Source organism: Photobacterium proteolyticum, from assembly GCF_001939735.1.
Classification (GTDB): domain Bacteria; phylum Pseudomonadota; class Gammaproteobacteria; order Enterobacterales; family Vibrionaceae; genus Photobacterium; species Photobacterium proteolyticum.
Map to the genome: position 1 here is coordinate 153,725 of NZ_MJIL01000085.1, position 12,862 is coordinate 166,586.

At 45.8% G+C, this 12,862-nt stretch carries 9 protein-coding genes; 6 read left to right on the top strand and 3 right to left on the bottom strand.

Features of this window, described 5'->3' with window-relative positions; translation table 11 throughout:
- Window positions 1-26: 26 nt before the first annotated feature.
- A complete protein-coding gene (locus BIT28_RS17815) occupies window positions 27-1,319 on the bottom strand; it encodes a carbohydrate porin (RefSeq protein ID WP_075766172.1) in 1,293 nt (430 codons plus the stop codon).
- Between the two features lie 373 nt (window positions 1,320-1,692).
- Here BIT28_RS17815 and glgX point away from each other — a divergent pair, with 373 nt between their 5' ends.
- On the top strand, window positions 1,693-3,642 hold the full coding sequence (glgX, locus tag BIT28_RS17820) for a glycogen debranching protein GlgX (protein WP_075766174.1): 1,950 nt from the start codon (window positions 1,693-1,695) through the stop codon (window positions 3,640-3,642).
- A 92-nt stretch (window positions 3,643-3,734) separates the two neighbouring features.
- Here the strand turns inward: glgX and BIT28_RS17825 are convergent, their stop codons facing one another.
- Window positions 3,735-4,841, bottom strand: coding sequence for a tyrosine-protein phosphatase (locus BIT28_RS17825; RefSeq protein ID WP_075766176.1), 1,107 nt, complete (start codon window positions 4,839-4,841; stop codon window positions 3,735-3,737).
- 452 nt (window positions 4,842-5,293) lie between these two features.
- Here BIT28_RS17825 and BIT28_RS17830 point away from each other — a divergent pair, with 452 nt between their 5' ends.
- Genes BIT28_RS17830 through BIT28_RS17850 form a run of 5 tightly spaced genes read left to right on the top strand, consistent with a single transcriptional unit; the run spans window position 5,294 to window position 10,947 of the window.
- A complete protein-coding gene (locus BIT28_RS17830; protein ID WP_075766178.1) occupies window positions 5,294-6,424 on the top strand; it encodes an efflux RND transporter periplasmic adaptor subunit in 1,131 nt (376 codons plus the stop codon).
- Entirely contained in the window at window positions 6,417-7,724 is a 1,308-nt protein-coding gene (locus BIT28_RS17835; protein ID WP_245823750.1) for a TolC family protein, read from the top strand. The genes BIT28_RS17830 and BIT28_RS17835 overlap by 8 nt, the downstream gene beginning before the upstream one ends.
- On the top strand, window positions 7,721-8,938 hold the full coding sequence (locus tag BIT28_RS17840) for an ABC transporter permease (RefSeq protein ID WP_075766180.1): 1,218 nt from the start codon (window positions 7,721-7,723) through the stop codon (window positions 8,936-8,938). Before BIT28_RS17835 ends, BIT28_RS17840 begins: the two co-directional genes overlap by 4 nt.
- A 1-nt stretch (window position 8,939) precedes the next feature.
- Entirely contained in the window at window positions 8,940-10,220 is a 1,281-nt protein-coding gene (locus BIT28_RS17845) for an ABC transporter permease (protein WP_075766182.1), read from the top strand.
- Window positions 10,213-10,947, top strand: coding sequence for an ABC transporter ATP-binding protein (locus BIT28_RS17850; RefSeq protein ID WP_281251581.1), 735 nt, complete (start codon window positions 10,213-10,215; stop codon window positions 10,945-10,947). Before BIT28_RS17845 ends, BIT28_RS17850 begins: the two co-directional genes overlap by 8 nt.
- 141 nt (window positions 10,948-11,088) lie before the next feature.
- On the opposite strand, the gene BIT28_RS17855 is transcribed toward BIT28_RS17850, so the two are convergent.
- The gene (locus BIT28_RS17855) at window positions 11,089-12,726 is read right to left on the bottom strand and encodes a glycoside hydrolase family 13 protein (RefSeq protein ID WP_075766252.1); all 1,638 of its coding nucleotides are present in this window, start codon (window positions 12,724-12,726) and stop codon (window positions 11,089-11,091) included.
- Window positions 12,727-12,862 lie beyond the last annotated feature (136 nt).

The window sequence follows — 12,862 nt, forward strand, 5'->3', positions numbered from 1 at the left end:
TTGGGCTGCCTTTAACATTAAATGGCTTAGAACCAGATTTCAGTGTGAACACCAACAACAACTTGGTCATCACCGCTGCGAATACCGATGATGCCAGCACTCTCCTCATCGTCAGCTTTAATGTAGCTTACGTAAGGTTTGATTTGTGGACGGCCGAAGTAGTCAGCATTAACAGTGAACGCTGAAGCTAGTTCTAGGTTGATGATATCACTTTCAACAGAGTCGCCAGAGCGGCCCCAGTATCCATCTTTACCTTCTTCGTGACCGTAAGATGCTGTCATTTCAAGACGTAGGTTATCGTTTACTTTGTAAGAAGGACGAACCGCTGCGATGTAACGCTTAAGATCTTCAGCGCCAAACAGTTGATCCAGAGCACCGATGTATGTCAGTTCAGAACCCATCTGCCAGTTGTCTGAAATGTTTAGTACACCGTATGAAGTCAGGAAGATTGATTGTGCATCATCATTACCGCCAGCCCAGCTACCAAAGTTAACACCACGGTTTTGTGCAACACCTTCACCGTATGCAATTGCAGTCTGAGTCCAACCATCTAGACCGTAGTAGTCGCGGTTATAAGTAATTGCCATACCTAAGCCGCTGTCAGAGCTTGAGTCTTGGTTCGCCTGAGACATTACTTTCAGATCGAAATCAAAGCTGCCGCCTAGTGCTTTTACGCCATAGTAATATAAATCGATGGATGTAAGCGTCTTACGCTCACCTTCAGGTAGCAAGTCAATACCACTAGGGAACTTGTCTGCATCAGCAGAAACTACAGCAATACCTGCTGTGTTGCCAGCCAGTTTAGTCTGGATACCAGCACCAACACCTGAAGACTGTTTCCAGAACTCACCAGAAAGAAGGCCTGCTGCTCGGTTGAAGTAGCGCTGACCACCCCAGATAGAAGTATCTTCACCTAGGAAAGAGAAGCCACCAATTTCTACATAAGTTTCTTTAACTTCAAACTGAGCTTGATCGTTATCTTTCTGGCTGCCAGGTGATGAATATGCATAAGAGTTACCATTGCCATATTCAGAGCGAACAACAAAGTCAGACCAAACGCCATTCTGGTGCTCAGTGTGTTTCTTAATTACAAACTCAACCTGGTTAGTACTTTTACCGTGTGTACCAGCAGTTTTATAGTCAGGCTTACCAAATTCAGTATCAACTGTCTCGCCTTCTACCATACGGTAGTTCATAGAGCCATAACCGTGTACTTCCCAGCCGTCAGTAATTACGTCTGTTCCGGATTCTGCTGCTACGTTGGCGGAAGCTAGTGCGGTTAGTAATGCCGCTGCTACAGGTACTAACTTGTGTTTCATAGGAATGTCCCTTCATAATTATTGTGTTGGCTACTATCTGGCAGCCTTTCTTTCGGGACTCATATTCAGCTTTCATTCAGACAAATACATCCTCCTAATACCGGGGGGAGTAGGGAGGAGTAGAGGGGCGTAGTAATTAGGGTGTAGCGATGTTTCGTGATACGCCTCACGAAGATCAGGCGTAATACTGTAAGAAAAATACGAAAAGTAAAAGAAAAACAAGAGGCCAGTCACTTATTTGAACTAATAATGAAATAATCAGTAATCTTAATTAATTTAAATTTTTATCAAAAAAAAACATTCCTTGACTGACGAGATTTTCCCGATTTAATAACAGGTATAAATAGGTAAAATAAGCAAAGAGAAGTACCAAATGTTTGCTAAATTAGCTCAACCTTATCCACTAGGGGCTACATTGTGTGATCAAGGTTGTAATTTTTCAATTCACTGCCCAGATAACCAAGAAATTAAATTAATTCTGTTTGACGCTGAAAATAAAAGAACAACCATTGAACTTGACAACGAATACATGGGATGCCGATATGTATTTGTTCCGGGCATAAAAGCAGGACAGCGGTACGGCTACCAAATTAAAGACAAGCACGACTTCCGGCTAGTGCTCGATCCTTATGCCCAAGCACTGGATACCCCCCCCTTTTATGTAGAACCTTTCACTGCAGATAAAAGCTGGGAGTTTGCAAAGTCTGTTGTTATTGATCACCAATTTGACTGGCAGCAAACGACACTACCACAGGTTCCTTATGAAGAAACCGTGCTGTTCGAAACCCACGTCAAAGGCTTTACTAAGCTACACCCCCAACTCGACAAACAATACCGCGGTAGTTACCTCGGTCTATGTCAGCCCCCAGTCATCGAATATTTTAAAACGCAGGGAATCACCACCCTTCAGTTATTGCCTGTCACTTCCTGTATGTCTGAGCCGCATTTGCTGAAAATGGATAAGGTCAACTTCTGGGGTTACAACAGCCTGTGCTTCATGGCTCCTGAGCCACGCTATGCGGCTAACGATGCAGTCACCGAGATGAAAACCATGGTCCGGGAACTGCACAAAAACGGCATTGAAGTGATTATGGATATCGTATTTAACCATACCGCTGAAGGTGGCGAAGGCGGCCCTAAATTCCATTTCAAGTGCCTGGATAAAAACTACTACCTGCAAGATAGCAACAAGAACTACCTCAACTACACAGGTTGCGGCAATACCGTCGATCTCACTTACCAGCCAAGCCTCAATATTGTGTTAGATACCCTGCGCCACTGGGTTACTCACTATCAAATTGACGGCTTCCGCTTTGATTTGGCCGCCACACTCGGACGAAAACGAGATCGCTTTGACACCCAAAGCGCCTTTTTCAAAGCCATCGCCCAGGATCCTATCCTACGGCAAGTCAAACTTATTGCCGAACCATGGGATGTGGGCCCTGACGGCTATCAGCTTGGTCACTTCCCGCGTGGTTGGAACGAGTGTAACGACCGCTTCCGTGACACGGTAAAAAGCTACTGGCTGGAAGGCAACAATAACGTCAAGGAGTTTGCGACCCGGCTGATGGGATCACGGGATATGTTCAGTGCCGGAGGCTGGCCGGACAAGCTCCCCGTCAACTTTATCTCATACCATGATGGCTTTACCCTGCACGATCTCGTTTCTTACAATCATAAACACAACCATGCCAATGGTGAGAACAACCGTGACGGGCACGGCGACAACCGCTCTAACAACCATGGTGTAGAAGGTGAAACATCTAACTATTCCGTGATATACAAACGAGAGCGACAAAAGCGCAACCTAATGACAACCTTGCTGTTCAGTTTTGGGATCCCTCACCTGCTTGCCGTGGACAGCCTTTCGCACACCCAGGGCGGTAACAACAACGCCTACTGCCAGGATAACGAGATTAGCTGGGCCAACTGGGATCTCAGCAAGGATGATAAGCGCTTCAATACTTGGCTGACGCAAATGCTAGCAGCGCGAAAACAGGTAATGAGTCCGTTTATTAAGGCCTTCAGCGGGCATGAACGCGGTCATCACCGTATCCACTGGCATTGTTCCAACGGTCAGATGATGACGGCCGAGGACTGGCAAGGACTCAATGCGTTTGCCCTCTACCTGGGGTTATACAAAACAGGCAACGAGCTGATGTTCCTGATCAACAGCTCTGATATCCCTACCCGCTATCGCCTGCCGAGCGGGAGTAAATGGTCCGTCGTTTGTGATACATCCGAATCTCGCCTCAACCAGCGCCAGGTTCAGACGACCTATATGCAAAGTGCCAAATCGATGACGATTCTCTATCGCGAATAATCACTTCAGAGGCAACAGACGAACAATAGCCCAGCTCATGCTGGGCTTTGTTATACGCCAATAAGGTATTACTGGTTAGAAACAGCTATCAACTACGCCTTACAGGCCAAATTTCGACAGGCTTTGTCAATGACTGCGCCTGATAAGCCCAAACTAGGCAGATAGCGCTTAGCGACAACATCATTGTCAAAACAATCCTCCCCCAATGCGCGACACAAAGCCTGTTCGAGCAAACGGAAGCTTCGGTATTCCCCAATAGCCATCTCGTTAGTCTGCAAATAATTCTGCCTAATTTGCGCTTTGTCGGCCCCCATCAATAGCTGAAGAAAGCCAATAATCACACCGGTTCTGTCCGAACCCAAGCGACAATGCACATGGTAAGGACCTGGGTTATCCGCAATGTATCGGATCACCGCCCGTATTCCGCTTTGAAAACCAAGCTCCTCGGCATTAAAGCTTTCATCCCGATCTGACATAAAATAGACCGTCTCGTAGGCGACCGGTACGTTTACAACCTGCTGCTCTAACCACAGTGTTTTGTAATAGCTGGCTGGAGCCGAATGGATATAACTGGCCAACTGTTGTGATGTTTCAGATAAATTAATCACAGTACGAACACCGTGCCGTTCAAGCAATTTCATCGCGACGCCCTGACGCTGTACTTCAACATCACACAGAGCAACATGCTCAGAACGGGATGGAACAAGCGGATGATAAGATCGAAAAAGGTTACCCTCAGCGATATTCCCCCCTTCAACCTGACGAAAGTTTGCCAAGGTATATTCGGACAAGAACTCTGACGCTGACTGTTTGACTGTAAATGAACGTTGGCTGTCTTTGGCTATTTGGGTCAGCTCTGTTTGGCTGATATTTTCCGGCAGCAACAAGTAATTGCACCCGCCGTTACCTTGACTATCAAAGCTTTGGCTATTGAAGTAATAGCCAACCGGGTATTCATTATTAAACGGAAGCGGCTGAGACGCATCATCCCCCCATAGACAGTATTCTATATAACCTGAGTTACCAATTTTGTTCAGTTCATCTCTCGGTTTTCTCAGCACAAAACCGTTGCCGTTTTTTTCAAATTTGAATGCCGCCTGCTTTTGCCAATTACTGAAAGTCCCAACCAGATAAAGCTCATCTCCCGGATAAGGCAGCGTGAAGACAACATCATGCTCTGTATATTGATAATGCAGCATTTTCTTCCCATAAAATTGTATTTGTTAATACCGCAATTCAGCCTGTTTATAATGAAATCAGCCGAAGTTGCAATATCCCTAATTTCGCAGACAGTCAGCACAATCATTTGATCACTATCAAAAAAATACTCCGTTCATTAATCTGTTCTTTAGCACGCCTGATTTGTATGATTAATGCCTATATTCAATTTTATTACGAGTTAAAACCGAGTGCCAGAGCTAATGTCACCAAGTATTTCTACAAGAGATCTTAGCGGCTCATGCATGAACACTCTGTCATAAAATGATAATTACTTATTGACTTACGATAACTAATTACTGTTTAATGCACCTCAAAATCAAGCTGTTTCATACAAAATATGACAAATAAGTACAAAGAATCGTTGTCTGTTTAGGCATACTTTTGCTGCGATTGACGCTCTCTTTACAACCTTTCAACCACGGAACTCATTATGAAAAAACGCTGGATAGCAATGTCATTGACTATTGTTTGCTTGGCCGGTGCCGGGTATTACTTATATCCAGTATCGGAGACTGATAACACTCTGCCTGTCATTACGGCATCAATCGGGACGATTGAAAAGCAAGCAGTCGCTGTTGGACAGATAGTTCCAGCCCATTCGGTACAGATAAAATCCCAGATTGAAGGGATTGTCGGCGAGGTTTATCACCAGGAAGGTGATAATGTTGAAGTCGGTACACCTCTATTTAAAATTCGTCCCAATCCAACACCTGCGCGCCTTACCCAAGCAATGACTGAACTAATGGCGAGCGAAGCCGAGCTAGAATCCAGTCAAATTCAGCTAGATAACCTTAAACGTCTTGTCGCTCAGAAAATCGTACCGGAAAACTACGGGCAATATATTGAAGCTAAAGCCAAAGTGAAGCGAGCAATTGCCGATCTTCAGCAAAAGCAACAAAACCTGGATTTAATCCGCAGTGGCGAGTCTTCGATAGGAGCATCGAAGCTGACATCGACTATCTTCGCCCCCATCAGCGGTACGGTTCTCAACCTAAAAGTAGAAGTTGGCGAGCCAATCATCTCAACTGAATCCAGCCAGTCCGCAACGGAAATGATGTCACTGGCGGATATGAAGGACATGATTTTCAAAGGCAGCGTCAGCGAGCATGATGCGGCGCAACTTCATGTCGGCATGCCCGTTACACTGATCCTAGCTCCGTACTCTGAACAAGAATTAACCGGCATCTTAAAAAAGGTTGCCGTCCAGTCAGAAAAGCTGAATGCGACAACAAGCAATAACAACCAGAGCTTTGATAATGGCTTTGAGGTTGAAGTCGGTGATATTCAGTTCCCGGAAGGCATTACAATCCGTTCCGGTTTCTCGGCAACAGCCCAAATAACCCTTAAAAAGGCGGAAGCGGTTACGACCATTCCAGAGCGTGTCTTGCAGTTTGAGGGGGAAACACCGGAAGTGCTGGTAGCCGACGAATCTAAGCAAGGCTTCCATACGAAACCTGTAAAGCTAGGCCTGTCTGATGGCATTAATGTTGAAGTGGTCTCAGGCCTGTCTGACGGAGATGAGATTGTAGATTCAAGTATGATGGGAGGTCCTAATGTCTAACCATCATTTATATGAGCGGTTTAAATATACCGTCATGCCAAAAGCACTATATTCCGGGCTATTTCTGTTACTGCTAAGCACAGGTATGCCAAGTTACGCCTTGACGATCGAACAAGCCTGGAACGCAGCAAAATCTTATGACCCCAACTACCAGAAAGCACTGATTAACGAAAAAGTAGGTGAGGCGAATATTCGCAGCAGTCGTAGTCAGTTGCTTCCGGAATTATCACTTGGTGCCAGCAGCAACTGGTATGAACACGACAAAGATAGCAATGGCTACAACGTGACTTTAAATCAGGTTCTGTGGGATAGCAGTAAGTGGTCACAACTGGATGCATCTGAAGCATCTGCATTGGAATCGCAATTAAGAAGCCTACAGGCACACAACGACTTGGCTGAAAAACTCATTACTGCCTATCTGGAACTGGCCAAAGCTCAGGGAGATCTACGCCTTGCGGAACAAAAGCTAAAAGAAGGAACTAAGATGCTCAATGTCATTGAGCAGAATTTTAAAGCTGGCAAGGTAATGTCAACCGAGTTCGAAGATACCCGGGCAAATCAGCTTGATATTGAAGCCGCACTGTTGGCTCGACGCTCAGAGCTTGAGCAAAAGAAAGCTGCCCTCGCAGCCTTGATAAACCACTTTCCACAACAAATAGATGAAATTAGTACCAAGAATCTGACCCAACCGCGCATGGCTGTTGAAACTGAAGCGGAATGGCTAACCATGGCAAAAAATAATAGCCCCGAGCTACTTGCAGCCAAACAAAAACTCAGATCGGTCGAGTTCAAGCAGGAACAGGCGCAGTCTGGTTACTATCCGGTCGTCAACGGGCGGGTTATGTACAGCGATAACGACAACGCCCGTCATAATGATTTAAACGCCAGTATCTCTGTGAGTTTACCGCTTGATCTAAATGGTGCTACCCGTGCCAGTGTTGATCTTGCCAAACTGGACGTTTTGCAAGCGAAACAAGATGTCCGCTTGGTCGAAATCAATATCAGGGAACTTGTTCAAAGTCGCTTTAATCAGATCGACCTCGATTGGCAACGTGTTGAAATGGCACAAAAGCAGATTCGCTCGCGAGAAAAAGCGCTTGAAAATAAACAAACCGTTTATAAAGCCGGACTTGCGAACGCTGACGATGTGATCACTGCACACAATAACCTGTTTGACAGCCGTAACCTGTTGCAATCATTGCTGTACCAATATTGGTTACATCGAGTCGCACTGTTTAAATCTGTTGGCCAGCTCAACGACGATACCGTTAAGCATATCTCACAGGCATTACAATCATGAGTGCAATGCTTCAACAAACGCTACAAACTCTGCTTGCCCACCGGCTACGAAGTTTACTGGCGATAATTGCCATTATATGGGGGGTTGTCTCGGTATTGGTGCTGGTGGCGCTTGGTGAAGGATTCTATCAGGTTAATACTCAGTCATTTTCGATTTTGATGAGTGATACTCAGTCTGTTTATCAGGGAGTGACCAGCAAGCCCTGGCAAGGATTACCAGCCAGGCGGGAAATAAAGATCAGCGAAGCGGAAATGCGCCAGCTGGAGCATCAATCAGCAGTAAAAAAACTCTCGGTAATTTACCAAAACTGGGAGGCATCCGTTACAGATAAGCATGGTCGCAGTTTACCCGGCTACGTTCGAGGTGTTGACAGTCACTTTGTTGCCTGGCGCAAGTTCAGGCTAATCAAGGGCTCACGTAATATCACTCCAAGCGACATTATAAATCACAACCGAGTGGTCGTAGTAGGCTGGCAATTAGCGAATATCGGCGGTTTATCTTTAGGCGGACAAATAAAGGTAAACGGCATTCCTTTTACAGTCATTGGCATAACCGAGCAAAGTGAAGGAGGCGTTCGTATGGATAATGACGAACAACAGGTCATGATGCCAAGTCCTACCTTTACCGATTTATGGCAGAAGACCCCGTCCATGTTACTGGTTGAACCCGCAGAGGGGATCTCCGGCGTTGTTCTGAGGAAAAGCCTGATTTCATTCTTTGCCAAACAGCAGCATTTTGATCCGACAGATAATCGCGCGCTATATCTGCCTGACTTCAGCCGGGAGGCCAAGTTCTTCATGTCATTGCTTCGTGGTATCCAGCTCTTTCTTGGTGCCAGCGGAACTATGACCCTAGCCGTAGGTGCACTTGGTGTTGCCAACATTATGTTTTTATCGGTAACAGAGCGTACTCGTGAAATAGGTATCCGTTTAGCGATTGGCGCCACGCCAGCATCCATATTGCTGCAGTTTATTACCGAAGGGGGCTTATTGGTATTAGCCGGTACCGGGCTTGGACTTTTGATCTCTTATGGCACAGTGATACTCATGACGACAGTCGGAATACCTGACTGGCTTGGTATTCCGCAAATTACCCTTGATGCCGTGATAATGACCCTTGGCGTTACCGGTGCATTGGCGCTCGTCGCATCTTTCTTTCCGGCGAAAAGAGCATCCGCATTAACTCCCGTAAAAGCCTTGAATGCGAGGGCATGACATGTTTGTAATTCGACAAATATTGCAAGAGATGGCTGCCGAAAAATTACGCCTGTTCCTGACGATCCTAGCCGTAGTATGGGCAACGGTTTGTATTACAGTAATGCTGGCTGCGGGTGAAGGTCTGCGTCAGGGACTGATTAGAAGCTCAGAAAGCGGTAACGGTAAATTGATTTACTTGAATGGCGGCTATGCGATTAAAGATTTCGGTCGGTTTCATCAGGGAGAGCAGCTCAAGCTAAAGCCCGAGGATATCGGAGTGATCCGTGCCCTTCCGTCTGTTAACAGAGTCGAACCGAGCGCCCTTTGGACGACTAATGTAACTCATGGGGATAATGGCACCTGGCAATCGCCTTTGGCCGTTTTTCCGGGATATAAAGATCTGATGGACTTTGACATAGCACTAGGTGGGCGTTGGTTTAATCCAATGGATATAAAAGAACAGCGCAAAGTCATCATTCTGGGCCAAAGTGCCGCCTATGAGCTCTTCAGTAATAATGATGATTTTGACTGGATTGACTCACCGAAATTGACAACCAATCCGGTTGGTAAAACCGTCAAGGTCGGCAATGAAACCTTTACTTTGATTGGCTTATTAAAAAGTGATAGCTCTTATATCGAAAGTGGAACCCCTCTGGATTACGCCGTTTTCATTCCTTTTTCAACGTGGCAACGCTTCAACCCCAATGGCGAATTGAATGCTATCAATATAGAGCCGAAAAAAAACATTGATCGGACTGTGGTTGCGCAGAAGGTAAAACAGGTGATCGCACGAAAATACGGGGCCAGTATGGAAGACGATCAGCTTGTTCAGACACAGGATTTGTTATTGCGTCAGAAAACCATGCGTCGCTTCTTGATTGGACTACAGAGTTTCCTTGGCATTATTGGCTTAGTTACCTTGGGCGTTGCTGGTATTGGGATTGCCAACATCATGTATGCAACAGTAAAACGGGCGACCCGTGATATAGGGATCAGAATGGCGGTAGGTGCCACACCAGGCGATATAAAGCGGCACTATCTGTTGCAATCTTTACTGACCATGACAATAGGCGGGCTGATCGGGCTAATGTTGACATTTAGCCTGATAGAACTGCTTCAAAATATACCGCTCGACGGCAACATCATTTATGACGAACTAGGGAAACCTAAACCTGAGCTGTCAATACCCATTGTAGTAATTGTTGTTATGTCCTTGGCCCTTGTTGGCATTGCTGCAGCATGGTTTCCAGCCAATCGCGCCGCCACTATTACGCCACTAGAAGCATTGCAAAATGACTGAGAGAAATAATCAACCAAGCGGGACAAGTATGTCGATATCGACCCCAATAGTACAATTACAAGAGATTAGTAAGCACTATCAAAGTGGCGAGGAAACGGTTCGCGCACTGGACCAAGTTTCACTTGAAATAAACCGGGGGGAATTCTTATCGATTCTGGGGCCGTCGGGTTCAGGGAAATCAACGCTAATGAATGTGTTAGGCTGCCTCGATAAGCCCACTTTGGGTAGTTACCACCTCAATAATGAAGATGTTTCAGTCATGACCAGTAAACAACTGGCAATGATACGCAACAAAAACATTGGCTTCGTTTTTCAGGGATTCAACTTGCTGGAATATGCCAGTGCGTTGGACAATGTCGCGCTGCCTTTAGTCTACCGAGGGATAAAATCGAAAGCGCGGCGAGAAAAAGCAGCATATTTATTGGAACGTGTCGGGCTGGGCGATCGTATGGATCATAAGCCAAACCAGCTGTCTGGCGGTCAAAAACAACGTGTGGCTATTGCCCGGGCGCTAGTTAACGATCCGCAGATCATCTTAGCTGACGAGCCAACAGGGGCCCTAGACTCACGTTCAGGCGCCGAGATTGAAGCCCTGTTCAATGAATTACACCAGGAAGGAAGAACACTCATTGTCGTAACTCACGATACCGCGCTAGCAAAACGCACACACCGGATAATTAACATCAAAGACGGACAAGTGGTTGGAGATGAGCGTCTTCACCAGTAATACGACTTACCGCTGATGACCGCCGAAGCTTTAATAAAAGCTATATACTCAAGCTAAAAAAAGGCTCTATTCAAACAACTATTGAATAGAGCCAAGACAATGAATGGAGCTATAGCGAGTTAATCATTCATGTTGTATTGGTTATGCAGGCAGCAGCACCGCAAAAGACTCATACGGTTTTAACGTTACCGTTTCCTCTATTTGCTGGCGATAGTCATAGTTGGAAATAATACATTCAACATTAGCAGCTTGCAGCTCTACCGGTATATTCAATACCACCTCTTCAGAGGTAAAGTTATTCAGAACAAACAGGCGGTGTTGCTCATCTGTACGGACATAACCGAACACTTTATCGTGATCTTCAAATACAGGTTCAAAGTCACCATACACAATCACCGGTAAAGCTTTACGAAGCTCAATCAGCTTCTGATAGTGATAGAAGACGGAGTTCTGATCTTCCAGAGCAGCTTCTACGTTAATCTCCGGATAGTTAGGGTTAACCTTTATCCATGGCTGAGCCTGAGAGAATCCGGCATTATCTGTTTTGTCCCAATGCATTGGCGTTCGGGCATTATCGCGGCTATTTTCATGTACCGCAGCCAACATGGTTTCAGGTGCAACACCGTTTTCGGTTCGCTCTTTGTAGAAATTCAGGGTCTCGATATCACGGTAATCATCGATGCTGTCAAAGGCAACATTGGTCATACCGATTTCTTCACCCTGATAGACATAAGGGGTACCCTTCATCATATGCATCGTTGTCGCCAGCATTTTGGCCGACTCTACACGATATCGACCGACGTCACCGTACTTAGAGACCACACGCGGCAAATCATGGTTATTCCAGAACAGGGAATTCCAGCCTTCCTCAGCCAGCTCTACCTGCCATTTAGTCAGAGCACGCTTGAACTGAGGCAAGTCAAGATCGATTGGATTCCACTTGTCACCGTATTTCCAGGTCAGAGAAATATGTTCAAACTGGAATACCATCGAGAACTCGTTGCGTGCAGGGTTGCTATACAGCTTGGCAATCTCAGGAGTGGCATCCCAGGTCTCGCCTACCGTTAACAAATCTTTTTTGCCAAAGGTCGCCTGGTTCATTTCCTGGATCAACTGATGAAGACGCGGACCATTACCCGTGATCTTCTTATCAATTTCTTTGCCGATCAAGTCAATTACGTCAAGGCGGAAGCCACCGATGCCCTGATCAATCCACCAGTTAATCATCTTGTGTACTTCTTCCTGAACCTTCGGATTTTCCCAGTTCAGATCAGGCTGCCTCTTAGAAAAGATATGGTAGAAGTATTCGCCAGTCGTCTCATCAAACTCCCACGCACCACCGCCAAACACGGAACCTTGATCATCAGGCACAGAACCGTCTTCTTTTGGCTGACGCCAAATATAGTAGTCACGGTACGGGTTATCTTTTGACTTACGTGACTCAATGAACCACGGGTGCTCATCGGAAGTATGGTTTACCACCAAATCCATGATAATTCGAATGTCACGCTGCTTGGCCTCAGCCAGTAGCTGCTGCATGTCTTCCATGGTGCCAAATTCAGGGGCGATATCCTGATAATCAGAAATATCATAGCCATTGTCATCCATTGGCGAGCGGTACACTGGCGATAGCCAGATCACGTTTACACCTAGTTTTTTCAGGTAATCCAGCTTGCCGATGATCCCCTGCAGATCCCCCATTCCGTCATTGTTAGAATCACAAAAGCTACGAGGATAAATCTGGTAAACAACAGCATCATGCCACCACTTCGGCGTCATCTTCATGAAAATTGGCTCCCTAAAAAAGGCAAAATCTAACAAGTGATATCTTTATTGCCGATATCATAAAGCTGTTTTCTGTGGATTTAAAATACATAAAACCCAAGATGATATAGGTAAAATCTATATCAAAGTA

Coding starts and splice junctions, on each gene's coding strand:
- BIT28_RS17815 (WP_075766172.1), bottom strand. CDS start 1,319: ATGAAACACAAGTTAGTACCTGTAGCAGCGGCATTACTAACCGCACTA.
- glgX (WP_075766174.1), top strand. CDS start 1,693: ATGTTTGCTAAATTAGCTCAACCTTATCCACTAGGGGCTACATTGTGT.
- BIT28_RS17825 (WP_075766176.1), bottom strand. CDS start 4,841: ATGCTGCATTATCAATATACAGAGCATGATGTTGTCTTCACGCTGCCT.
- BIT28_RS17830 (WP_075766178.1), top strand. CDS start 5,294: ATGAAAAAACGCTGGATAGCAATGTCATTGACTATTGTTTGCTTGGCC.
- BIT28_RS17835 (WP_245823750.1), top strand. CDS start 6,417: ATGTCTAACCATCATTTATATGAGCGGTTTAAATATACCGTCATGCCA.
- BIT28_RS17840 (WP_075766180.1), top strand. CDS start 7,721: ATGAGTGCAATGCTTCAACAAACGCTACAAACTCTGCTTGCCCACCGG.
- BIT28_RS17845 (WP_075766182.1), top strand. CDS start 8,940: ATGTTTGTAATTCGACAAATATTGCAAGAGATGGCTGCCGAAAAATTA.
- BIT28_RS17850 (WP_281251581.1), top strand. CDS start 10,213: ATGACTGAGAGAAATAATCAACCAAGCGGGACAAGTATGTCGATATCG.
- BIT28_RS17855 (WP_075766252.1), bottom strand. CDS start 12,726: ATGACGCCGAAGTGGTGGCATGATGCTGTTGTTTACCAGATTTATCCT.